This window comes from Streptomyces sp. NPDC025721 (assembly GCF_055558595.1).
In genome coordinates, this window is record NZ_JBVHMF010000004.1 from 288,247 (window position 1) to 314,001 (window position 25,755).

At 74.4% G+C, this 25,755-nt stretch carries 8 protein-coding genes and 1 pseudogene; all 9 read left to right on the forward strand.

Features of this window, described 5'->3' with window-relative positions; translation table 11 throughout:
* Nucleotides 1-46: 46 nt before the first annotated feature.
* A pseudogene (locus ACZ4EF_RS09230) lies at nucleotides 47-5,557 on the forward strand (type I polyketide synthase); the annotation flags it as partial.
* A gap of 159 nt (nucleotides 5,558-5,716) precedes the next feature.
* Complete coding sequence (locus ACZ4EF_RS09235; RefSeq protein ID WP_467503621.1) at nucleotides 5,717-10,603, forward strand: type I polyketide synthase; 4,887 nt, start codon at nucleotides 5,717-5,719, stop codon at nucleotides 10,601-10,603.
* 12 nt (nucleotides 10,604-10,615) lie between these two features.
* The gene (locus ACZ4EF_RS09240; protein ID WP_467503623.1) at nucleotides 10,616-19,717 is read left to right on the forward strand and encodes a type I polyketide synthase; all 9,102 of its coding nucleotides are present in this window, start codon (nucleotides 10,616-10,618) and stop codon (nucleotides 19,715-19,717) included.
* Between the two features lie 103 nt (nucleotides 19,718-19,820).
* Nucleotides 19,821-20,672 (forward strand): 3-hydroxyacyl-CoA dehydrogenase family protein, encoded by an 852-nt coding sequence (locus ACZ4EF_RS09245; protein ID WP_355341416.1) that lies wholly within the window; start codon nucleotides 19,821-19,823, stop codon nucleotides 20,670-20,672.
* A gap of 5 nt (nucleotides 20,673-20,677) precedes the next feature.
* A complete protein-coding gene (locus tag ACZ4EF_RS09250) occupies nucleotides 20,678-20,938 on the forward strand; it encodes an acyl carrier protein (protein WP_188282225.1) in 261 nt (86 codons plus the stop codon).
* Between the two features lie 11 nt (nucleotides 20,939-20,949).
* Complete coding sequence (locus ACZ4EF_RS09255) at nucleotides 20,950-22,116, forward strand: acyl-CoA dehydrogenase family protein (protein ID WP_355341413.1); 1,167 nt, start codon at nucleotides 20,950-20,952, stop codon at nucleotides 22,114-22,116.
* Entirely contained in the window at nucleotides 22,113-23,222 is a 1,110-nt protein-coding gene (locus ACZ4EF_RS09260) for an HAD-IIIC family phosphatase (RefSeq protein WP_355341410.1), read from the forward strand. Before ACZ4EF_RS09255 ends, ACZ4EF_RS09260 begins: the two co-directional genes overlap by 4 nt.
* Nucleotides 23,219-24,061 (forward strand): thioesterase II family protein, encoded by an 843-nt coding sequence (locus tag ACZ4EF_RS09265; protein ID WP_355341408.1) that lies wholly within the window; start codon nucleotides 23,219-23,221, stop codon nucleotides 24,059-24,061. The genes ACZ4EF_RS09260 and ACZ4EF_RS09265 overlap by 4 nt, the downstream gene beginning before the upstream one ends.
* On the forward strand, nucleotides 24,048-25,625 hold the full coding sequence (locus tag ACZ4EF_RS09270; RefSeq protein WP_467503627.1) for an AMP-binding protein: 1,578 nt from the start codon (nucleotides 24,048-24,050) through the stop codon (nucleotides 25,623-25,625). The genes ACZ4EF_RS09265 and ACZ4EF_RS09270 overlap by 14 nt, the downstream gene beginning before the upstream one ends.
* The last annotated feature ends 130 nt before the right edge of the window (nucleotides 25,626-25,755 follow it).

The following is a 25,755-nucleotide window of genomic DNA, read 5'->3' on the forward strand; positions in this document are numbered from 1 at the left end:
CACGGCTATGACGAGCGAAGAGCGGCTTCGCGAATATCTGAAGAAGGTGGTCGGCGACCTGACCGACGCCCGGCGCAAGCTGAGCGAGGCCGATGACCGCGAGCACGAGGCGGTGGCCGTGGTCGGCATCGGCTGCCGCTACCCCGGCGGGGTCGAGGCACCTGACGACCTGTGGGAGCTGGTGGACTCCGGCACCGACGCGACCAGCCCGTTCCCGACCGACCGCGGCTGGGACCTGGAGAAGCTGTACGACCCGGACCCCGACACCCCCGGCACCAGTTACACCCGGCGGGGCGCCTTCGTGCACGACGCGGGCGACTTCGACGCCCCCTTCTTCCGGATCAGCCCCCGGCACGCGGTGAGCACCGACCCGCACCACCGGCTCTTCCTCGAAGCGGCCTGGGAGTCCTTCGAGCGGGCCGGCATCGACCCGGCGACGCTGCGCGGCAGCAGCACGGGCGTGTGGGCCGGGATGATGTACGAGTTCTACTCGGCGCGTTTCCTCGGCGCCGTTCCCGAGGACGTCGACGGCACCCTCCTGGTCGCCAGCACCCCGAGCATGCTGTCGGGCCGGGTCTCCTACAGCTTCGGTCTCGAAGGTCCCTCGGTGACCCTCGACACCGCCTGCTCGTCCTCGCTGGTCGCGGTCCACCAGGCCGTACGCTCCCTGCGCAGCGGCGAGTGCACGCTCGCGGTGGCGGGCGGGGTGACCGTCATGGCGGAGCCCGACATGTTCGCGGAGTTCTCGCGGCAGCGCGGTCTGGCCCCCGACGGGCGCTGCAAGCCGTTCTCCGCCGACGCCGACGGCACGGTGTGGGGCGAGGGCTGCGGTGTCCTGCTGCTGGAGCGCCTCTCGGACGCTCAGCGCAACGGCCGGCCGATCTACGGCGTGATCCGCGGCACGGCCGTCAACCAGGACGGCGCGAGCAACGGGCAGACCGCGCCCAACGGCAAGGCGCAGGAGCGGGTGATCGCCCAGGCGCTGGCCGACGCCCGCCTGACGCCCCGTGACATCGACGCGGTCGAGGCGCACGGCACGGCCACGCCGCTCGGCGACCCGATCGAGGCCAACGCGATCCTGTCCGCCTACGGCAAGGACCACACGCCGGAGCGGCCGTTGCTGCTCGGCACGATCAAGTCCAACATCGGGCACACGCAGGCCGCCGCGGGCATCGCCGGAATGATCAAGATGATGCAGGCGATGCGGCACGGCAAGCTGCCGCGCACCCTGCACATCGGCACCCCGACCTCGCGGGTCGACTGGTCGGCGGGCACCGTACGGCTGTTGACCGAAGAGGAGCCATGGGAGTCGCGCGAGGACGCGCCGCGCCGGGCCGCCGTCTCGTCCTTCGGGATCAGCGGCACCAACGCGCACGTGATCCTGGAGGAGCCGCGACCGGCGCCCGCCGCAACGGAGTTGGAGACCGGGACGGGTTCCAAGACCGGGACCGACACCGGCTCCGACACCGCGTCCGACACCGGCTCCGACATCGCGTCCGACACCGGAAAGGCCCCGCTCGCCTGGGTGCTCAGCGCCCGCAGCGCCGACGCGCTGCGCGGCCAGGCCGACCGGCTCGGCCGCCGCGTCGCCGCTCAACCGGCGCTGCGCCCGGTGGACATCGCCTGGTCGCTGGCCGCCACCCGCGCCCGCTTCGACCACCGCGCGGTCGTCGTCGGCCGCGACCGCGCCGAACTCCTCGACCGGCTCGACGGTTTCGCGCAGGGCAGGGACGGCTCCCCGGTGACCACCGGCGTGGCGTCCGGTACGGCCAGGACCGTCTTCCTGTTCACCGGACAGGGCGGGCAGCAGCCCGGCATGGGGCGTCAACTGCACGCCGCCTTCCCCGTCTTCGCCGCCGCCCTGGACGAGGTGTGCGACGCGCTCGACCCGCATCTCGACCGGCCGCTGCGCGAGGTGATGTGGGCGGAGCCCGGCACGCCCGAGGCCGCGGAGCTGGACCGCACCTACTACACGCAGCCCGCGCTCTTCGCCTACCAGGTCGCCGCCTTCCGGCTGCTCGGCTCGCTCGGTCTGGTCCCCGACAAGGTCGCCGGGCACAGCGTCGGCGAGATCGCCGCCGCCCATGTGGCCGGTGTCTGGGACCTGGCCGACGCGGCCCGGATGATCACCGCCCGCGCCAGGCTGATGCAGCAACTCCCCTCCGGCGGCGCGATGTTCGCGATCTCCGCCACGGCGCGGGAAGTCGCCGTCACGCTGGCGGGCAAGGAGAGCCTGGCGCAGGTCGCCGCCGTCAACAGCCCCGCGGACGTGGTGGTCTCCGGTGACGAGGAGACCTGCGCCGCCGTCGCCGCCCACTGGGCGGAGCAGGGCCGCCGCACCAAGCGCCTCACCGTCAGCCACGCCTTCCACTCGCCGCTGATGGAGCCGATGCTCGACGCCTTCGGCGCCGAACTGGCCGCGCTGACCTTCCGTCAGCCGACGCTGGACAGCGCCGTCAACCTCGGCGCCGACCGGAGCTGGACCGACCCCGGCTACTGGACCGACCAGGTCCGCCAGGCCGTGGGCTTCGCCGACATGACCGCGCGGCTGGACGCGGCGGGCACGGACGTCTATCTGGAGATCGGGCCGCGCCCGGTGCTCTCCGGGATGGTCCGCGCCTGCCTGCCGGACGCCAAGGCCGTCGTGACCGCCGTGTCCCGGCGCACGCTGGCCGAGCCCGAGGGGCTGCTGACCGCGCTCGCCGAGGCGTACGCGGCCGGCGCGTCCGCCGACTGGAGCGCCGCGGCGCCCGGCGGACAGCCCGTCGAACTGCCCACGTACGCCTTCGACCACACGCGCTACTGGCTGCTGCGGACCCCGCCGCGCGGCGACGCCGACGCGCTCGGCCTGACCGAGCTGCGGCACCCGCTGCTGGGCGCGGCGGTCGCCGTCGCCGACGGCGGACTGGTCGCCACCGGCAGGCTGACCGCGGACGACCTGCCCTGGCTGGCCGACCACTCCGTGGGCGGCGCGGCGATCGTGCCCGGCACCGCCCTGCTCGACATGGTCGTCGAGGCGGCGGCGCAGGCCGGTTACGACCGGGTCGAGGAGCTGACGTTCGAGGCGCCGATGCCGCTGCCGGTGACCGGGTCGCTCGACCTCCAGGTCGCCATCGGCGGCGACGGCTCCGTCGGGGTGCACGCCCGGCGCGGCGGCGAGGAGAGCTGGACCCGGCACGCGTCGGGCAGCCTGGCCGCGGGCCCCGCGGAGCCCGACGGCTGCGCGTGGGCCGCCACGTGGCCGCCGCAGGGGGCCGCACCGGTCGACCTGGACGCGGTCTACGAGCGGCTGACGGAGCGCGGCTACGGCTACGGCCCGGCCTTCCGCGGGCTGCGCGGCGCCTGGCGCACCGACGGTGAGCTGTTCGCCGAGGTCGAGGTGCCCGAGGGCGCGGAGAACGACGGCTTCGGCCTTCACCCGGTGCTGCTCGACTCGGCCTTCCACCCGTACGCCGCCGAGGGCGAAGGGGACGAGCTGCGGCTGCCGTTCGTCTTCCGCGGGGTGCGGCTGACCGCGGTCGGCGCGTCCGCCCTGCGGGTCAGGATCGTGACCGAGGGCGCCGACCAGTTGTCGCTGACCGCGGCGGACGAGAACGGCGGACTGGTCCTGGACGCCCGCGACATGCGGGTCAGGGCGGTGCCGGCCGCGGCCATGCGGGCGCTCGCCGGAAGCGCGGCCTCGCCCGAGGGCTACTACGGCCTGGAGTGGACCGAGACGACGCTTCCCGCGGTGAGCCCCGGCAGTTGGGCCGCGCTCGGCACCCCGGTCGCCGCGCTCCCCTTCCACACCGGCCCCGACGCGCTCGCCGCGTCCGGCGTCCGGCCCGACTACGTCCTGCTCGACACCGAGGCACTGGACACCGCCGAGGGCGCCGAACTCCCGCAGAGCGTCAGCGAGTTGACCGGCCAGGTGCTCGGCCTGCTCCAGCGGTGGGCCGACGACGCGGCCTTCGCCGCCTCCCGGCTGGTGATCGCCACCGACCCCGACTCGCTGCGCACGGCAGGGGTTTGGGGCCTGGTGCGGGCGGCGCAGGCCGAACACCCCGGCCGATTCCTGCTGGTGGGCGCCCGCGGCGGCATCAGCGCGGCCCTCGCGGGTCCCGGCAGGGCGGTGGCGCTGCTCGCCGCCGCGGCCGAGGCGGACGAGCCGCAGGTGCTGCTGGAGGACGGCCGTACGCTGCTGCCGCGGGTCGCCCGCCGGGTGCCCGCACCCGCCGTCGAGCCGGCCTTCGGCGACGGCACGGTCCTGGTCACCGGCGGCACCGGGGCGCTCGGCGCGCTGGTCGCCCGGCGGCTGGTCGAACGCTTCGGCGTACGGCACCTGTTGCTGACCTCGCGGCGCGGTCTCGCGGCCCCCGGGGCGCGGGAGCTGGCCGACGAGCTGACCGAGGCCGCCGGACCCGGCGCCACCGTACGGATCGAGGCGTGCGACGCCGCCGACCGCGGCGAGCTGTCCGCGCTGCTGGTTTCGGTGCCGCCGGAGCACCCGCTGACCGGTGTGCTGCACGCGGCCGGTGTCCTGGACGACGGGCTGCTCGCGGGCCAGTCGCCGCAGCGCCTGGCGGACGTGCTGCGGCCGAAGGCGGACGCGGCCTGGCTGCTGCACGAGCTGACCGCGGACCTGCCGCTGGCCGCCTTCGTCCTGTTCTCCTCCGTCGCGGGCGTGCTCGGCAACGCCGGGCAGACCACGTACGGAGCCGCCAACACCTTCCTGGACGCGCTGGCCGTCCACCGCAGGGCGGCGGGTCTGCCCGCGGTCTCGGTGGCCTGGGGCCTGTGGTCGACGGCGGGCATGGGCTCGACGCTGACCGCGGCCGACGAGGCGCGGCTGGCCAGGATCGGGGTCGCGCCGCTCGACGAGCGGCAGGGCCTCGGGCTGCTGGACACGGTGCTGACCGACCCCGACGTCGAGGCCGCGGTCGTGGCCTCCCGCTGGAGCCTGAGCGGCCTGCGCGGCGCGCAGGACAGCGGCGAGCGGATTCCGCAGATCCTGCGCGGCCTGGTCCGCGCGGGGCGGCGGACCGCGGAAGGCGGCGGCGCCCGGCAGTCCGGCGCCAACGCCGCGGGCGGCCTGGCCAAGAAGCTCGAAGGACTCACCGGTGACGCCGCGAAGTCCGCGGTCGACACCGCCGTACGCCACCACGTGGCCGCGGTACTGGCCCATGGAGCGCCCGAAGCGCTCGACCCCGACCTGCCCTTCATCGACCTCGGATTCGACTCGCTGACGGCGGTCGAACTGCGCAATCGGCTCCAGACGGACTCCGGTCTCGACCTGGCCCCGACGCTCGTCTTCGATCACCCGACCATCGGCGCCCTGGCGGAGCACCTGGCCATCGCGCTGGTCCCGGCCCCGAAGGATGACGTGACCACCATGGAAGAAGCCCTCGCCCGGATCACCGGCGAACTCAGCTCGTCCGCGCCCGCGCTGCGGGACCGCATGGTCGTGGCCCTGCAGGACGCCCTCAACCGACTCGGAGTCCCGATGGACTCCCCCACCGCGGTGCTCGACGAGGCCTCCGACGAGGAGATCTTCGCCTTCATCGACGCCCAGGCGTAATCCCGCGCCGGGCGCACGGCCCGGCCACCGAGGTACAGCGACTCCCCGGCACTCCCACCGGCACTCCCCCGGCACATCGCCGGCGCACATCACCGGCACCACCGGCTCCCGGCACCGGGCAGTCCGTCACCACACCACGAATCGGCAGAGGGCAGGAAGATGGCAGGCGAGGACAGACTCCGCGAATACCTGAAGAAGGCCACGGTCGACCTGGGTGACGCCAGGCGCAAGCTGGCCGAGGCCCAGGCACAGACGCACGAGCCGATCGCAGTCGTCGGCATGTCGTGCCGCTTCCCCGGCGCCGGTTCCGTCGACGCCTACTGGGACCTGCTCGACCAGGGCAGGTCCGCGGTCCTCGACGAGGTGCCGGGCGGCCGGTTCGACCTCACCCCGCACGTCGAGAACGACGGGGTCTACACCACCCGCGGCGCCTTCCTCGACGACGTGGCGGGCTGGGACGCCCGGTTCTTCGGCAGCTCCCCGCAGGAGGCGCTGCGGATGGACCCGCAGCAACGGCTGCTCATGGAGCTGACCTGGGAGGCGCTGGAGGACTCCGGTACGCCGCCGCCGAGCCTGGCGGGCAGCCGTACCGGAGTGATGATCGGCTTCTCCGACGTCCTCCAGTACCTGCGCCTGGAGCAGGCCGAGGAAGGTCTGGGCGTGCTGCACGACCCGTACGGCGGCCAGGGCGGTTCCGCCAGCGTCGTCGCGGGCCGGCTCGCGTACCACTACGACCTGCGCGGCCCCGCGCTGACCCTGGACACCGCCTGCTCGTCCTCGCTGGTGGCCGTCCACCTCGCCGGTACGGCGCTGCGCCGCGGCGAGTGCGACCTCGCGGTGGCGGGCGGCGCCTTCCTGCTGATGCACACCGACATGTACGTCAACGCCTGCTCCACCTCGATGCTGTCCCCCGACGGCCTGTGCAAGACCTTCGACGCCCGCGCCGACGGCTATGTGCTGGGCGAGGGCGCCGGGGTGGTCGTCCTGGAACGGCTCTCCGACGCGGTACGGCGCGGCCACCGGGTGCACGCGGTCATCCGCGGCACGGCCGTCAACCAGGACGGCCGCAGCAACGGCCTGACCGCGCCCAGCCGCAGCGCCCAGGCCGACGTCATCCGCCGCGCGGTGTCCGCTGCCGGGGCGACCCCCGACGACATCGCGTACGTCGAGGCGCACGGCTCCGGCACCAAGCTCGGCGACGCCATCGAACTGGGCGCGCTCACCGATGTGTTCGGGCGCCGCAGCGAGGAACGGCCGCTGCACGTGGGCGCGGTGAAGACCAACATCGGCCACACCCAGGCCGCGGCCGGGATGGCCGGTCTCATCAAGGCCGTCCTGGCCGTCAAGCACCGCACGGTGCCGCCGAATCTGAACATGACCGAGCCCTCGGAGACCGCCGTCGCCGCGGGCGCCGTCCGCCCGGCCTCCGAGTCCCGCCCCCTCCCGACCGACGAGGCGTCGCCGCAGCTCGTGGGCGTCAGCTCCTTCGGCTGGTGCGGCACCAACGCCCATGTCGTCCTGGCGGCGCCGTCGCCCGCGGCGGCCGGGACGGGCACGGCGGCGGGCGTCGGCGGCCCGGTCCGCGCCGGTCTCGCCACCACGGGAGGCACCTCGGCCGACGGCACCGCCGAAGGTTCCGTCGAAGCCGCCCCGGCGCCCGGCAGGGCCGAACTGCTGCCCGTCTCCGCCGCCGACGACGACGCGCTGACGGCGCGGCTGGACGCGCTGGCCGCGGTCGCCGGACGCACCGGCCTCGACGACCTGGCGTACACGCTGCAAAGCGGCCGCGCGGCGCTGGAGTTCAGGCGCGCGGTGGTGGCCGCCGACCCCGAGGACGCTGCCGCCGCGCTGGCGACCGCGGCGCGGGCCACCGGGGTCCGTACGGTCAAGGGCCGCCCCAAGCTGGCGTATCTGCTGCCGGGCACGGGCGACCACTACCGGGGCATGGCGCGCGATCTGCACCGTACGGAACCGGCGTTCGCCGAGGCCGTCGAGACGTGCCTGGCCGTCGCCGAGGAGCGCTGCGGCATCGACCTGCGGGACACGCTGCTCGGTGAGCCCGCGCAGGCGCCGGCCGACGCGGGGGCGGGCTTTCTGGCCAGGCCCGGCAGCGGGGCTGACCTGGCGGACGACCCGGACAGCCACGCGGAGATCGCGCACCTGTCGCTGTTCACCGTCGAGTACGCGCTGGCCAGGCTGCTGGCCACGCACGGCGTCACGCCCGACCTGCTGATCGGCTACAGCCTCGGCGAGTACGTGGCCGCGACCCTGGCCGGTGTCTTCGAACTGCCCGACGCCCTGTGGCTGGTGGCGCGGCGCGCCCGGCTGATCGAGGCGGCGCCCGAGGGCCGGATGCTGGCGGTCGCCGCCGACGCCGACCGGGTGCGCGCCGAACTGGCCGCGTGCGGCGCGGCGGTGGACATCGCCGCCGTCAACGGCCCGGCCATGACCGTGGTCAGCGGAGCGCCGGACGCCGTGGCGACCGCCGCCGCCCACCTGGGCGAACAGGGCCTGGCGGCACGGCAGTTGCGCTCGGCGCACCCCTTCCACTCGGCGCTGCTCGCCCCGGCCCGCGCGGAGCTGGCCGAGGCCGTGGCCGCGGTGCCCCGGCACGAGCCGCGCATCCCGGTCGTCTCCAACGTCACCGGCGCGCCGCTGACCGCCGAGCAGGCCACCGACCCCGGCTACTGGGCCGACCACCTGACCAGCCCGGTGCGGTTCGCCGACGGTCTGGCGGCCTGCGCGGATCTGGGCGTGGACGGCTATGTGGAGCTGGGCCCCGGCCAGACCCTGGGCGGCCTGCTCCGGCAGAACGACCGCAGCGGCGCCAACCCCACCGTGCTCGGCACCGTCCCCGCGCAGTGGGCGGCGGGCGGCCCCACCGATGGCCGCTCCCGGCTGCTGGAGACCTTCGGCCGGCTCTGGGAGCTGGGCGCCGACCTCGACTGGACGTCGCTGCGCGGCGCACGCCCCGGCACGCTCACGGAACTGCCCGCCTACCCCTTCCAGCGGACCCGCTACTGGCCGCGGACGGGCACGGGGCCGGCCGCCGCGACCGGCACCGGCTCCACGGGCGGCGCCGTGCAGCCCGACGACTTCTGCTACGCCCCCGCGTGGCAGCAGGACGTCACCCTGCCCGCGCCGACCGCCGTGGAACCGGCCGCGCCCCTGGTGGTGTTCGCCGACGGCGACGGTGTCGGGACCCGGCTGGCCGAGCTGGCCGCGGCCTGCGGCGCACCCGTCACCGAGGTCGTGCCCGGCGGCGCCTGGCGGCGCGACGGACGGCGGGTCGTCATCGACCCCGCCGACCCCGAGCACTACCGCAGGGTCGTCGCGGAAGCGCTGGCCGGGACCGCGGGACCGCTGCGCGTCGCCCACCTGTGGAGCCTGCGCGACCCGGCCCGCACCCCGCTGTTCGCCGAGGACGCCGAGTTGGTCAGGGCGGTCCGGCTGGGCTTCGACAGCCTGCTGCTCACCGTCCAGTCGCTCGCCTCGGCGGCGGCCGAACGCGGCGTGAAGCTGCTGACCGTGACCGCGGGCGCCGCCCAGGTGCACGGCGGCGACTGCACGGCCCCCGACCGGGCGCTGGCCCACGGCTTCGCGCGGATCGCCCACGCCGAGCAGCCGGGTACGGCCTGGCGCGGTGTCGACCTGGACCCGTCGGCGCCCGCTGATACCTGCGCCGCCCACCTCGCGGAGGAGATCGGCCACCGCGCCTGGCAGCACGACGACCCGGCCGCCACCCCCGCGCTGATCGCCTGGCGCGCGGGACGCCGCCTGCTCAAGGACTGGCGGCTGGTGCCGCTCCCCGCGGCCGACGGCGCGACCGGCTTCCCCGTACGCCCCGACGGCGCGTATCTGGTCACCGGCGGCACCCGCGGTCTCGGCCTCGGGCTCGCACGGGAACTCGTACGCTCCGGGGCGCGGCGGCTGGCCCTGGTCGGCAGGACCGATCTGAACGCCGCGGCTGCCGCCGACTCCGAGGGGCGGGCCGCCCAAAGCCTGCGCGACATCGCCGCGTTGGAGGCGTCAGGCGCCGAGGTGCTGCTGCTCACCGCCGACGTCGGCGTACCGGAGGACCTGCGGCGCGCGCTGCGCGACTGCCGGGAGCGGTTCGGAACGCTGACCGGCGTGCTGCACGCGGCGGGCGTCCCCGCGGGCGGCATGGCCGTCCGCCTGACGCCCGGCACGGCCCGTACGGTGCTCGCGCCGAAGGTGCTCGCCATGGGCCCGCTCGCCGAACTCGTCGGCCCCGGCACCCCGGAGGCCGACCGGCCGGAGCTGCTGGTCCTGTACTCCTCGGCGGTCAGCGTCTTCGGCGGCCTGGGCGAGGGCGACTACAGCGCCGCCAACACCGTCCTGGACGCGTACGGCGCGGCGCTGGCCGACGCCGCCGCGGCCACCACCAAGGTGCTGAGCGTGGCCTGGGGCCCGTGGCAGCACGACGACTGGCAGGCCGAGGCGTCCGGCGGCGCGCTGGCCGACCGGGTCCGCGAGCACCGCGCCCGCTACGGCTTCTCCGAGTCCGGCGGCAACGCGCTGCTGGGCAGGCTGGCGGGCGCCGCCCGCGGCAGCCTGCTGGCGGTGCGGATGCCGATGGCCGAGGGGCTGCGCGAGTGGGCGGCGCTGACCGACCTGGACGCGCTCGTCGCGGCCGGCGCCCCCGCCGACAGCGAACGGCCGCGCTTCCCCCGGCCGTTGCTGCGTACCGAATACGCGGCCCCGCGCACCGAGTTGGAGACGGTCATCGCCGACAGCTGGGGCCGGCACCTCGGCATCGACGGCATCGGCGTCCACGACCCGTTCTTCGACCTGGGCGGCAACTCCCTGGTCGGGATGTCCATGGTCGCCGACATCGAGAAGCGGCTCGACCGCAGGATCGCCCCGGCCGTCCTGTTCGAGCACCCGACCGTCGCCGCCTTCGCGGCGGCGCTCGACGGCGGTCCCGCCGGGACCGCCACCACCACAGCACGCGACTCCGGCCTCGCCCGGGGCGAGAGACGGCGCCGCGCCCGCGGTGCCCAGCCTTCCATCACCCGGAACTAGGAGGACGGATTCATGCCGCGCATACCCACCGAGGTGTCACCGATGGACATCGCCATCGTCGGCCTCGCCGGGCGCTTCCCCGGCGCCACCGATGCCACGGAGCTGTGGTCGGCGCTCCGCGACGGCCGCTCGGGCATCACCCGCTTCACCGACGACCAACTGCGCGCCGCGGGCGTGCCCGACGAGCTGATCGACGACCCCGCGTATGTGAAGGCGGGCGCGGTGATCGACGGGATCGACCGCTTCGACGCCGACTTCTTCGGGATCAACCCGAAGGAGGCGCAGATCCTCGACCCGCAGCACCGGCTCTTCCTGGAGCACAGTTGGCACGCGCTGGAGGACGCGGGCTGCGACCCGGCGAGCTTCGACGGCTCGATCGGTGTCTTCGCCGGCTGCGCGATCAGCACCTATCTGACGCGTAACGTCGCCCCGTCCGGGATCGGCCGCAGCGTCGGCGAGCTGACCGTGGGCCTGGCCAACGACAAGGACTCGCTGACCCTGCGCGTCGCCCACACGCTGGGCCTGTCAGGGCCCGCGTACGGCATCCAGAGCTACTGCTCGACGTCCCTGGTCGCGGTCTGCGCCGCGGCCACCAGCCTGGCCGGCTTCGAGTGCGACCTGGCGCTCGCGGGCGGCGCCGCCATCGCGGTCCCGGACGACACCGGCTACCTCTACCAGCCGGGCGGCATCAGCTCGCCCGACGGCGAGTGCCGCGCCTTCGACGCCTCCGGCCGGGGCAGCCTGGTCGGCAACGGCGTCGGCGTGGTCGCGCTGCGCCGCCTGGTCGACGCGCTCGCCGACGGCGACCAGGTGTACGCGGTGATCCGCGGCTGGGCCGTCAACAACGACGCGGGCCGCAAGGTCGGCTTCACCGCGCCGGGCGTCAGCGGCCAGGCCGAGGTGATCGCCGAGGCGCTCGCCGCGACCGGTCTCGAGCCCGAGGACATCGACTACATCGAGGCCCACGGCACCGGCACCGCGCTCGGCGACGCCGCCGAACTCGCCGCGCTCCAGCAGGTGTTCGACGGCAAGGAGGTCATGATCGGTTCGGTCAAGACCAACCTCGGCCACCTGGACCGCGCGGCCGGTGTGACCGGTCTGATCAAGACCGCCCTGTCGCTGCACCACGGCGAGATCCCCGCGACCCGCAACTACACCGCGCCCAATCCCCAACTGGAGTCCGGCGACGCGCGGTTGACGGTCCTCACCGAGCGGCACCCGTGGCCGCGCGGCGACCGTCCGCGCCGCGCCGGGGTCAGCGCCTTCGGCATCGGCGGCACCAACGCCCACGTGATCCTGGAGGAGGCCCCGCCGGTCGCCGCCCGCAGCACCGGCTCGGGCCGCCGCAGCGAACTGCTGGTGTGGTCCGCCCGCACCGAGGCCGCCGCCGACGAGGCCACCGCCAATCTCGCCGCGCACCTGGACACCATGGACGACGCGGACACCACGGTCGGCGCGGGCATCTCCGACGTCGCCTACACCCTCCAGAGCGGCCGCCGACTCTTCAGCCACCGGCGCGCCCTGGTCGCGGACTCGCTGAGCGGCGCGGCGCGCGAGCTGCGCGCCGGGTCCGCCCTCGGCCGCGCCGACGGCACCGCCTCCCGGCCGGTCGCCTTCCTGCTGACCGGCGCCGCGGAGCCGTACCCCGCCGCGGCGGCCGAACTCTACGACGCGGAACCGGCGTTCCGTACCGCGCTCGACGAGTGCCGCGCCGCCGCCCAGGCCGTCGGCGGCGCCCCGCTGGCCGGGCTGCTCTCCCCCGACCGCACCAGCGGCCACGACCAGCACGGGCACCGCGCCTTCGCCTTCGGATACGCGCTCGGCACGCTCCTGCGCTCCTGGGGCATCCAGCCGGACGCCCTCCTCGGGCACGGCGTCGGCGAGTACGTCGCCGGGTGCCTGGCCGGGGTCATCTCCCTCAAGGACGCCTTCGCGCTGCTGCACCGCCGCACGGAGACCGAGGGACAGCCGCTGACCGACTGGGCGGCGGGCCACATCACCTTCGGCGAGCCCGGAACCGTCCTGTACTCCGCCGCGACCGGCGGCCGGCTGACGGCGGCAGAGGCCACCGACCCCGCGCACTGGACCGCGGCCCTCACCGGCCCGCCCGCCGACCCCGGCACCGCGCTCGGCGCGCTGCTGGAGTCCGGGAACCACGCCCTGCTGGAGATCGGCGACGGCGCCCTCGGCGCCCACCGCGCCCTCACCGAAGGGCACGCGGACCTGCTGATCCCCGCGCTGCCCGGCGACGACGACCCGCGCGAGGCGGGCACGGTCCTCACCGAGGCCGTGGGCCGGCTGTGGCTGACCGGCGTCGACATCGACTGGTCCGGCTACCAGCACGGCCGTGACGTCCTGCGCACGAAGCTGCCCGGATACCCCTTCCAGCGCTCCCGCTACTGGATCGACGCGCCCGCCGCCGCCAAGCCCGCACTCCCCTCCGCGGCAACGGAGTCCGCCGACTCCGGCGCCGAGGAGCACGTACAGGTCATGAGCCGGGTGTGGAGCCCGGACGCGAACGGCGGCACGGGTACGGCCACCGGCCGGTTCCTGCTGTACGCCGACGCCTCCGGGGTCGGCGACGCGCTGGCCGAGCGGCTGCGCGGCGCGGGCGCCGAGGCCGTCACCGTACGGCCGACGGACGCGCCCGACACCGCCGAGGTGCCCGGCGACGGGCCGCTGACCGTGGTCGTGCTGTCCGCGCTGGACGCGGACGGGCCCGACGCGGACCCGGCCCGGGCCGTCCTCGACGTCTCCCGCGCCGTGTCGGCGTGGGGCGACCGGGCCGGGACCGGGGGTGTCGTCGTGGTCACCCGCGGCGGCCAGAGCGTCACGGCCGCCGAGCGGAGCCTCCCGGCGCAGGCCGCGGTCGCCGTCCTGCCGGTCGTCGCGGGCCAGGAGTACCCGGGCCTCGACGCCCGCGGCGTCGACCTGGACCCCGCGGCCGACACGGCGGCCTCCGCCGCCCTGCTCGCCGCCGAACTGGCCGCCGCCGAGGGGCCGGTGCTCACCGCCTTCCGCGCGGGCAGCCGCCTCACCCCGCGGTACCGCCCGATCGACGCGCCCAAGGCGCACACCGACGAACTGCCCGTGGTCCTGCCCAGCGAGAGCTACCTCGTCACCGGCGGCCTGGGCGACGTGGGCCTGATGGTCGCGGAGCACCTGATCCGCGGCGGCGCCGGGCGCGTCGTGCTCGCCAGCCGTACCGGACTGCCCGCCGACCCGGCGGACCCGCGCCGCCAGGCGGTCGTCCGGCTGCGCGCGCTCGGCGCGGACGTCGAGGCGCCCGCGCTGGACGTCACCGACGCCGCCGCCGTACGCGCCCTGTTCGGCGCGGAGCGCTTCGACGGCCTGGTGCACGCGGCGGCCGACACCTCGGAGGACACCTTCCTGCCGCTGGGCGCGCTCCAGGAGAGCACCGTCGCACGGCACTTCGCCGCCAAGTACGAGGGCGCACGCGTGCTGCGCGACGCCGTCGGCGGGCTCGCCGGGGACCGCGCGCCGCGTTGGGGCCTGCTGTTCTCCTCGACCTCCGCGCACCTGGGCGGACTGGCCTTCGGCAGCTACGCGGCGGCCAACGCCGCGCTGGCCGCGCTCGCCGGGGCGGGCCCGGACGACGGCACCGCGCAGACCCGCTGGACCTCGGCCGCCTGGGACACCTGGGCGCCGACGCTGGCCAAGGTCGACGCCAGGACCGGCGCCTCGATGGCCGCGCACGCGATGACCGCCGAGCAGTCGCTGACCGCACTCGACCGCGCGGTGACGCAGCCGCTGCCCGCGGTGGTCGTGGTGGCCGGCGGTCTGGCGGGCCGGCTCCCGAGCCGTCCGCAGGCGGTCACGGCGGGCGCCGGGAGCACGTCCCCTGTGGCGTCCTTCCCGCGGCCCGACCTGCCGCAGCCGTACACGGCGCCGCTGACCGCCACGGAGCGCGAGCTGTGCGCGCTGTGGACCGACACCCTCGGTGTCGACCCGGTCGGCACCCGTGACAACTTCTTCGACCTGGGCGGCAGTTCGCTCTTCGCCCTCCAGATGCTGGCCACCGTGAAGTCGCGCTTCGGTGTGACGGTGCCGACGGTCACGCTCTTCGAGGCGCCGACCGTGCACCGGCTGGCGGCCGTCCTGGACGAGCAGAGGCCCAAGGCCGCCGGGGGGCCGAGCCCGGCACCGGTCCGCGCCCCGGCGGCGCCCCGTACCCCTGCGGCGACCGTCGTCCCCGCGCCCCGGCCCGCCCCCGCGCCCGTACCCGTCGCCGCTCCGGCGCCGCGTCCGGCCGTGGCCGCGACCCCGGCCGTCAGCGCGGTCACCCAGCACACCGAGCGCCCCGAGAACACCGAACCGGAGAGCACCGAACTCGACCGGCGGATCGCCATCGTCGGCATGGCGGGCCGCTTCCCCGGCGCGGGCGATGTGGCCGGCTTCTGGCGGAATCTGTGCGAGGGCGTGGAGTCGATCCGCTTCTTCACCCCCGAGGAGCTGATCGAGGCGGGCGTCGACCCGGACATGGTCCAGGACCCGGAGTACGTGCCCGCGCGCGCCGTGCTGGACGACATCAGCGGCTTCGACGCCGGATTCTTCGGGATGAGCCCGCGGATGGCGGCGCTCACCGACCCGCAGCAGCGGCTCTTCCTTGAGGTCTGCTGGGAGGGTCTGGAGCACGCGGGGTACGCCAACGAGGCGTACCGCGACCGGATCGGCGTCTTCGGCGGCTCCAACCTCTCCACGTATCTGTTCGGGATGACCTCGCAGCTCGCCGCGGGCGACATCAGCCCGTACGAGATCATCATGAGCAACGACAAGGACGCGCTCACCACGTCCGTCTCCTACCTGTTCGACCTGCGCGGACCGAGCGTCGCGGTGCAGACCTTCTGCTCGACGTCGCTGGTCGGTGTGCACCTGGCGGTGCAGAGCCTGCGCGGCGGCGAGTGCGAGATGGCGCTGGCAGGCGGTGTGTCCATCAGCGTCCCGGACCGGGTCGGCCACCGCCGCCAGCAGGGCGGCATGGAGTCGCACGACGGCCATGTGCGGACCTTCGACGCGCAGGCCAGCGGTTCGATGTTCGGTGACGGCGCGACCGTCGTGGTCCTCAAGCGGCTCTCGGACGCGCTGCGCGACGGCGACACCGTGCACGCGGTCATCCGCGGCTCGGCGATCAACAACGACGGTGCCCTGAAGGTCGGTTACACCGCGCCCAGCGTCGCCGGGCAGGCCCGTGTGGTGCAGGACGCGATGGCCGACGCACGGGTGAAGCCGGAGGACTTCGGCTACATCGAGGCGCACGGCACGGCCACCCCGATCGGCGACCCGATCGAAGTCACCGCGCTGAGCCGGGCGTTCGGCACGGCGGGCGGTCCCGGCAGCATCCCGATCGGCGCGGTGAAGACCAACATCGGTCACCTCAACCACGCTTCGGGCACCGCGGGCCTGATCAAGACGGTCCTCACCGTCCGCGAGCGGATGGTCCCCGCGACGTTGCACTTCACCGCCCCCAACCCGCAGATCGACTTCGCCGACAGCCCCTTCTACGTCAACACCCGGCTGACCGAGTGGCCGGCCGAGGACGGCAGGCCGCGGATCGCCGGACTCAACTCGCTGGGCATGGGAGGCACCAACGTGCACGTCGTCGTCGAAGAGCCGCCGGCCCGCAGGGCCGGCCCCGACACCCCGCAGGGCGGCAGGCGGCACCACTTCCTGCCGGTCTCGGCCCGAACCTCGGACGCCGCCGACCAGGCCGTGAGCAACCTCGCCGAGCACCTGGCCGCGACCTCGGGGGCGAGCGTCGCCGATGTCGCCTACACCCTCCAGGTCGGCCGCAAGACCTTCGAGCACCGCCGCGCCACCGTGGTCTCCAGCGGTGAGCAGGCCGTGGCCTCGCTGGCCGGCACGGACGAGGACGCGCCGCTGTCGGCGCGGGTGGAGACCGCGCACGGCCGTCCCGTCGCCTTCCTCTTCGCCGGGGTCGGCGAGCAGTATCCGGGTCTGGTCGGCGACCTCTACCGGCACGAGCCGGTCTTCCGCGCCGAACTCGACCACTGCCTGGGCCTGTTGGCCGCGCACCTGCCGGACACCGACCTGATGGGGCTGCTGACCGGGGACCGTCCCGGCGGCGGCATGGACCTGGCGGCGCTGCTGGGCCGGGCGACCGGCGCGGCCGACGACCGGGAGGCGGAGCTGGAGCGCACCGAGATCGTCCAGCCGCTGCTGTTCGCGGTGGACTACGCGCTGGCCTCGACGCTGATGGTGTGGGGCGTGCAGCCGTCGCTGATGCTCGGCTACAGCCTCGGCGAGTACGTCGCGGCCTGCCTGGCCGGGGTGCTGTCGCTGGAGGACGCGCTGGCGCTGGTGGTGCACCGGGCCCGGCTGATCTCCGGGGTCGAGACGGGTTCCATGGCCGCGGTGCCGCTCGGGCCCGACGACCTGCGCGACCGCTACGGACTTCAGGCGCGCGGCCTGGACATCGCCGCGGTCAACGGCCCGCAGACCGTCGTGGTCGCCGGTCCCGCCGACGCGCTGGCCGGCCTCGCCGCCGACCTGGAGCGCGACGGCGTCCCCAGCCGGGGGCTGCGCACCACGCATGCCTTCCACTCCCGGATGCTCGCCCCGCTCGCGGACGAGCTGACCTCGTGGGTCGCGGAGAACATCCGGCTCAACCCGCCGCGGCTGCCGTACCTGTCGAACGTCACCGGCGGTGTCGCCGACGCCAGGCTGGTGCGGGACCCCGCCTACTGGGCGGAGCACATGTGCCGTCCCGTGCAGTTCGCGGCGGCCGTCGAGACGCTGCTGGCCGACCCCGAGCTGGCGATGGTGGAGATCGGTCCCGGACAGTCGCTGGGCACGATGGTGCGCGGCGCGGGCTGCGCTCCGCAGCGCTGGGCGACGATCACCGCGACGCTGCCCGCGCAGAGCGACCCGCGTCCGGCCGACCGAGTCCTGACCGAGGCCCTGTCGCGGCTGTGGCTGACCGGTGTCGACCTGGACTGGGCGGCCTACCACGGCCGCGCCGAGCGGACCGCCGAGCTGCACCGGGGCTTCGCGCCCGGCAGGGTGCCGCTGCCCACGTACCCCTTCCAGCGGCAGCGCTACTGGATCGAGCAGACCCCGCTGATCGGCGCCAAGCCGGCCGCGCCCGCGGCTGCGACGGCGCCGGGCACACCGGGTGTGCCCGCCAGCTTCGAGGACATCGACCGGGTCCCGAAGCTGCCGGAGGAGCAGTGGGTCTGGCAGCCGGTGTGGCGGCAGACCGCGTCCCCGGCGACGGCGGGCGCGCAGCCCGCGAGCTGGCTGGTCTACGCCGACGGGTCGGAGGCCGACGGTGTGCTCGACGAGTTGGTGCGCGCGGCGGCGGCCGACGGCGCGACTGTGACCGCGGTCCGTCCCGGCGGCGGCTGGAGCGCCGACCCGGCGACCGGTTACACCGTACGGCCGGGCCACTCGGGCGACGCCCAGGCGGTCCTGCGCGATCTGCGCAAGCGCGGGCTCGCGCTGGAACGGGTGGTCCATCTGTGGACGCTCGCGGAGCGGCCCGACGACGAGTCGATCGCGTTCGGTCTGCACACCCTGGTGGCACTGGCCCGTGCGGCCGGTGAACTGGGCTCGGGCGACTGGCAGTTGGACATGGTCACCGCGGGCGCCCACCAGGTGCTCGACGGTTCGGAGGTACGGCCCGACGCCGCCACGCTCATCGGCCCGACGCTCGTGGTGCCGCTGGAGTACCCCAACGTCACCACCCGGCTGCTCGACGTCGAGCCGGACACCCCGGCCGCCGCCGTCGCCGCCGAACTGCGCCGACCGCGGACCGACGCGGCCGTCGCCCTGCGCGGCAGCAGGCGCTGGGTGTGCGGTTACGACATGCTCCCGGCGGCGGACGACGAGAGCGCCGCGGCGGTGCTGCGCGAGCGCGGGGTCTATCTGATCACCGGCGGTCTGGGCGGCATCGGTCTGGGCATGGCGGAACACCTAGCACGGCAGGTCGGCGCCCGGCTGGTGCTCTTCGGCCGCCGCGGGCTGCCGCCGCGTGAGCGGTGGGAGGGCATCGCCGCGGGCACCGAGGCGGCCGACGAGGCGCTGCGGGCCAGGGTGAGCCGTGTCCTGGGCATCGTGGAGCTGGGCGCGGAGGTCGAGATCGTCACGGGTGACGTGGCGAGCGCGCCCGACGTCCGGCGCGCCATCGACCTGGCGCAAGAGCGTTTCGGCGCCCTGCACGGCATCCTGCACACCGCCGGCGTGCCCGGAACGGGTCTGATCCAGTTCAAGCAGTCCGACGACTCCGAGCTCGTTCTCGCGCCCAAAGTTGCCGGCGTACAGGCCCTGGACAAAGCACTGCGAATCGGCCACGCTGATGAGACCGCGCTGGACTTCCTGGTGCTGTTCTCCTCGATCACCGCGGCCACCGGCGGCGGCCCGGGCCAGGTCGACTACTGCGCGGGCAACGCCTACCTCGACGGCTACGCGGCACGGCAGGCGGCCACCGGCCGCCGGGTCCTGTCGGTCGACTGGGGCGAGTGGACCTGGAACGCCTGGGACTCCGGTCTGTCGGGCTACGACGAGGGCTTGCAGGCCTTCTTCCGCTCGCACCGGGAAGCCTTCGGCATCACCTTCGCGGAGGGCTGGCGCTCGCTGCTGCGGGCCCTGGCCTCCGGCGAGTCGCGGGTCGTGGTCTCCACGCAGGACCTGCCGACGATGGTGAGCTACAGCACCGGCTTCACCGTCGAGGCCGTCATGGCCCCGGCGGGCGGCGGCTCCGGCTCCGCCGACCGGCACCCGCGGCCCGAACTCCTCACCCCCTACCGGGAGCCCTCGGGCCCCGTCGAGGAGCGGCTGGCCGAGGTCTGGGGCGACATGCTCAAGCTCGAACGGGTCGGCGCCCGTGACAACTTCTTCGAACTCGGCGGCAACTCGCTGCTCGGCATCGCCCTGCTCGCGGCCCTGCGCCGGGCCTTCCAGGACGCCGAGCTCCCCCCGCACATCCTCTACGAGGCCCCGACCGTCGAGGCCCTCGCCAAGGTCGTGGACGGACCCGCCGCGGACGCGGCGCCCGTCCCGGAGCCCGACGGCCAGGAGCAGGCGCGACTGCGCAGGTCCGGCCTGAAGACCGCCGCCCGGCGGCGCAGGAGCTGATCCCGCGTCAGCGGCACTCCGCACCACGCGACACCCCACGCCCCAGGCGTGGTTCAGCACACCCACAACAGCCAGCACCACCCACCAAGGAATCGGAGAGATCATGACCGTCGTAGGAGTTGTCGGTGCCGGGGTCATGGGCATCGGAGTCGCGCACAATCTGGCCCAGTCCGGTTACGAGACCGTCCTCGTCGACATCGACGAGCGGATTCTCACCGACGCCAAGGCGGCCATCAGCCGCAACTGCCGGCTCAGCCGCCTGATGGGCGGACCGGCCCTGGACCCCGACGAGATCCTGGGCCGGATCACCACCGCTGTCGGCGTCGAGGCGCTCGCCAAGGCCGACTTCGTGATCGAGAACGTCACCGAGAACTGGGAGATCAAGCGCGAGGTGCACGCCGAGCTGGACCGCGTGCTCTCCCCCGAGGCGGTCGTGATCGTCAACACCTCCGCGATCCCGATCACCCGCGTCGCCGCGGTCGGCACGCACCCGGAGCGGGTCGTCGGGGTGCACTTCATGAACCCGGTGCCGGCCAAGCCGGTCGTGGAGCTGATCCCCGGCTTCCACACCGCGCAGGAGACCGTCGAGGTCACCCGCCAGCTCCTCAGCGGCATGGGCAAGAAGGCGGTGGACGTCAAGGACGCCTCCGGCTTCGTCTCCAACCGGGTGCTCATGCTGACCGTCAACGAGGCCGCCTTCCTCGTCCACGAGGGCGTCGCCACCGCGGAGTCGGTGGACGAGGTGTTCCGCGGGTGCTTCGGGCACCCGATGGGTCCGCTGGAGACCGCCGACCTGATCGGCGTCGACACGATCCTCTACAGCGTCGAGGTGCTCTACGAGCACTACGCCGACAGCAAGTACCGGCCCTGCCCGCTGCTCAAGCAGATGACCGACGCCGGACTGCACGGCCGGAAGACCGGCCGTGGCTTCTACACCTACGACAACAAGGGATGACGACCATGTCCGAGAACACCACCGCCCAGACCAGCATCCTCTCCTTCATCGAGGCCCGCTTCCCGCAGGCCAGCATCGCCACCGACCAGGACATTTTCTCGCTCGGCTACATCAACTCGCTCTTCGCGATGGAGCTGGTGATGTTCATCGAGAAGACCTTCGGCCTCACCATCCCCAACGACGAACTGCGCATCGACAACTTCCGCACCGTCGAGGCCATGGCGGACCTCGTCGCCCGCCGGAGCGTCCCCGTCTCCGTCGACTGAGGAGCCAGACCATGACGAGCTTGACCACGGCGCCGCCCCTCGCGGCGGCGCCGGCGGGGGCCCGGATCACCCGGGACTCGGCACGCGCGTTCGTCGACACCCACATCATGCCGGTGGCCGACGTGTACGACCGGCGGGGCGCGGTCCCCGAGGAGTTGCAGGAGCGGATCGGCGAGGCGGGCCTGTGGGCCCCCTTCTACCCGGCCGCGCTGGGCGGCCAGGACCTTGACCTGGTGACGCTCGGTCAGGTGCACGAGGAGGTGGGCCGGGGATGTTCCTCGGTCAGGTCCCTGCTCACCGTGCACACCATGCTGTCGTGGGCGCTGCTCCGCTGGGGCAGCCCCGCCCAGATCGAGCAGTGGGCGCCGTCGCTGGCCACCGGCGCGGTGCGCGGCGCCTTCTGCCTGTCGGAGCCCGCAGGTGGCGGCAGCGACACCGCGGGCATCCGTACCACCGCCGTCCAGGAGAACGGCGGGTGGCGGCTCAACGGCCGCAAGAAGTGGATCACCGGTGGCCAACGGGCGGACCTGTTCCTGGTGTTCGCCCGCACCGAGTCCAGCGTGATCGCCCTGCTCGTACCGCGCCGGTCACCCGGCGTGCGGGTGATACCGGTGGAGGACGTGCTCGGCACCCGGGCCTCGCTCATCGCCGAGCTGGAGTTCGACGATGTGCGGCTCGATTCCGACGCGCTGTTGGGGCCCAGTTCGTTCGCCTCCGGCATGGTGCTCAGCGGAACCCTCGACCTGGGCCGGTTCTCGGTCGCCTCCGGTTCCGTCGGAATCGTCCAGGCGTGCCTGGAGGCGTCGGCGTACTACACCGCGCAGCGCACGGTCGGCGGCAGCAAGCTCCGTGAACTCCAGCTCATCCGGGCGAAGTTGTCGGACATGGTCACCGATGTGCGGGCGGCCAGGCTGCTGTGCCACCAGGCCGGTGTGCTCAAGGACGCCGGGGACCCGGCGACCATCATGGCCACCTGGGTGGCGAAGTACTTCGCGTCCACCGCGGCGGCCCGGCACTCCACGGAGGCCGTACAGATCCACGGCGCCAATGGAATGAGCGCCGACTTCCCGGTCGCACGGCTGTACCGGGACGCGAAGGTCATGGAAATCATCGAGGGCAGCAACGAGATCCAGCGGATCACGATCGCTGACGAGGCATACCGGGAGTGGGCACTGTGAGCACGCTGACGCAACCGCCGGCCACCGCGCCGGCCACCGGCCCGGCGTCGCCGCCGGACGGTCCGTACCGCAAGCCCGCGCAGGGCAAGATCAAGTGCGTGGTGTGGGACCTGGACAACACTCTGTGGGACGGGGTGCTGCTGGAGGACGGCGAGGTCACCCTGCGCCCCGGCGTGGTGGAGCACATCCGCCGGCTGGACGCGCTGGGCGTCCTGCACTCCGTGGCGAGCAAGAACGACCACGACACGGCGATGGCGAAGCTGCGCGAACTCGGCCTTGAGGACCTGTTCCTGTACCCGCGGATCGGCTGGAACGCCAAGTCGGAGTCGGTCCGGCAGATCTCCGCCAAGCTCAATCTGGGGCTCGACGCGTTCGCCTTCGTCGACGACCAGGACTTCGAGCTGGCCGAGATGGAGTTCTCCGTCCCCGAGGTCACCCGGGTCAACGCGCTCGACATCGACACCGAGTTGAACCGGATCGAGTTCCGGCCGCGGTTCGTCTCCGACGAGTCGGCGCAGCGCCGGGCGATGTACCACAGCCAGCTCGCGCGGGACGAGATCGAGAGCGATTTCGTCGGCACCAACGAGGAGTTCCTGGCCAGCCTGGGCATGACGTTCACCATCGCCCCGGCGGCCCGCGAGGACCTCCAGCGCGCGGAGGAACTGACCATCCGCACCAACCAGCTCAACTCGACGGGCCGCACGTACTCGTACGACGAGCTGGACGCGCTGCGCGAGTCGCCCGACCACCTGCTGCTGGTGGCCACCCTCACCGACCGGTTCGGCTCGTACGGCAAGATCGGCCTGGCGCTGGTGGAGACCGGCGACCCGAACTGGCAGCTCCACATGATGCTGATGTCGTGCCGGGTGATGTCCCGCGGGGTCGGCTCGGTGCTGCTCAGCCACATCATGGAGCGGGCGCGGGAGGCCGGTGCGGGCCTGCGCGCGGACTTCGTGGAGACCGGCCGCAACCGGATGATGCAGATCACCTACGCCTTCAGCGGCTTCCGCGAGGTGGCCAGGGAGGGCGACCGGCTGGTGCTGGGGGCCGACCTGGACCAGATCCAGCCGCTGCCCGGCTATGTCGAGGTCGAGGTGACGCGATGACGACCGTGCTGGAGGCGGCGCCCGCCGCCTCGTGGCTGCCCTTCGCGGAGCAGCCCGGCTGCGCCGGCGTGCGGCTGTACTGCCTGCCGCACGCCGGGGGTTCGGCCTCGGCGTACCGTTCCTGGTTCGGCAGGCTGGGCCCGGTGTCGGTGCGCCCGGTCCAGCCGCCCGGCCGGGAGACCCGGCTGCGCGACACCCCGTACGACCGGATGGACCGGCTGGTGCCGGACCTCGCGGACGCCGTGCTGGCCGACACCTCCCCGGAGGGGGAGACGCGGCCGTACGCGGTGTACGGGCACAGCCTCGGGGCGCTGGTCGGCTTCGAGCTGGTGCGGGAGATCCGGCGCCGCGGCGGGCCGATGCCGGTGCACCTGTTCGTCTCCGGGTGCGCGGCGCCCGGCTCGCCCGACGACGGCGACCCGCCGGTGGCGGGGATGACGCAGGACGAGGTCGTGGCGCTGCTGCGGCGGATCGGCGGCACCCCGGAGTGGATGCTGACCGACCCGACGGTGCTGCGGATGATCCTGCCGCCGTTCCGCGCGGACTTCGGGGTCAGGGACTCCTACGAGTACCGGCCGCAGGCTCCGCTGAGCGTGCCGATCACGGCGCTCGCGGCCACCGACGACCCGCGCGCGGGCATCGCCGACGTGGCGGGGTGGCGCGACCAGACCACCGGGCGCTTCACCTCGCACACCCTGACCGGCGGGCACTTCGCGGTGCTGGAGCAGGCCGCGGTCACCCACCGCTACATCGACCGGGCGCTGCGCGGCACCTGGGGCCCGCAGCTTCCGGGCCTCGCGCCCATCCACCCGCAGGAGGCATCCGTTGTTCACCACTGAACCCGCGCGCCTGCCGTCGCGGCCGGGCGGGCCGCGACGGGAGGCCGGGGACCGGCCGCCGGGGACCGCGGGCGCCGCGGTCCCGGCGGGCCGGACCCTCACCGACTGGTTCCGGCACGGCCTGGCGCTCGACGGCGGGGCCGAGGCGCTGCGCGTCGGCTCCACCGCCGTCAACTACACGCGGCTGGACGCCGCCGCGCGGGCGCTCGCCGGGACCGTCGTCGCGGCGGTCCCCGGCGGGCGGCCCCGGCGGGTCGGCCTGCTGGCCTCCCGTACCGTGACCGCCTACGCCGGTCTGCTGGCCGCGCAGTTCGCGGGCGCGGCCGTCGTGCCGCTGCACCCCGGCTTCCCCGCCGACCGCACCGCCCGGATGATCACCGCGGCCGGTCTGGACGCGCTGATCGTGGACGAGCGCGGCGCCGCCGTGCTGCCGGAGCTGGCCGGGGTCCTCGACGGCGTCCCCGTCGTCGGGGAGCCGGTCGGGGAGCCGTTGGAGCAGCCGCTGCCGACGACGCCCGACGACATCGCGTACATCCTGTTCACCTCGGGCTCCACGGGCACGCCCAAGGGGGTGCCCGTGCTGCACCGCAATGTCGACGCCTATCTGCGCTTCGTGCACGGCCGGTACGGCTTCCACAGCGGGGACGTGTTCTCGCAGACCTTCGATCTCACCTTCGACCTGGCGATGTTCGACCTGTTCACCGGCTGGGGCAGCGGCGGCACCGTGGTGAGCGTGCCGCCGACCGCGTACGCCTCGCTGGAGCGGTTCGTCGCCGAGCAGGGCATCACGGTGTGGTTCTCCGCGCCGAGCCTGGTGTCGCTGCTGCGGCGGCGGCCCCGGGGGCTGCCCGCGGGCAGCATGCCGAGCCTGCGCTGGAGCCTGTTCTGCGGGGAGCCGCTGCTGGCCCACGACGCGCGGGAGTGGGGCGCTGCGGCGCCCGGCTCGGTGGTCGAGAATCTCTACGGCCCGACCGAGCTGACCATCTCGTGCAGTGTGCACCGCTGGGACCCGGTCACCTCACCGTCGTCGTGCGTCAACGACGTGGTGTCGATCGGCCGTCTGCACCCCGGTATGCGGGCGCTGCTGCACGAGCCCACCGAGGACGGCGACGGTGAACTGTGCGTCACCGGCGACCAGATGTTCCCCGGCTATCTCGACCCGGCCGACGACGAGGGCCGGTTCCTGGAGCACGGCGGCGAACGCTGGTACCGCACGGGCGACTTGGTACGGCGGCTGCCCGGCGACGCCTTCGCGTATCTGGGCCGGCGCGACCACCAGGTGAAGATCCACGGGGTGCGCGTCGAACTGGCCGAGGTGGAGTGGGCGTTGCGCCGCGTCGAGGGTGTGAAGGAGGCCGTCGCGGTCGCCGTGGACGGCGAGTTGACGGCCTTCCTGCTCGGTGAGCGGCGGCCTCAGGCGGCCCTGGCCGAGGACCTGGCGGCCTTCCTGCCGCGCGCCCTGGTCCCCCGCCGCTTCGTCCAGGTCGAGGAGTTCCCGCTCAACGCCAACCGCAAGATCGACCGCAAGGCCCTCACGGCGCGCGCCGCGGCGGCCGACCGGTGACGGCGCCCCGCCACCGGGTGGCGGAGCCGGGCGTGCCGCACGGGACCACCGCGCGGACAGCACGCGCGGGGCGGCCGACGCGGAAGGTCCGCGACGGCCGCCCCTGGCGGTACGGGTGCCGGTACGTGCC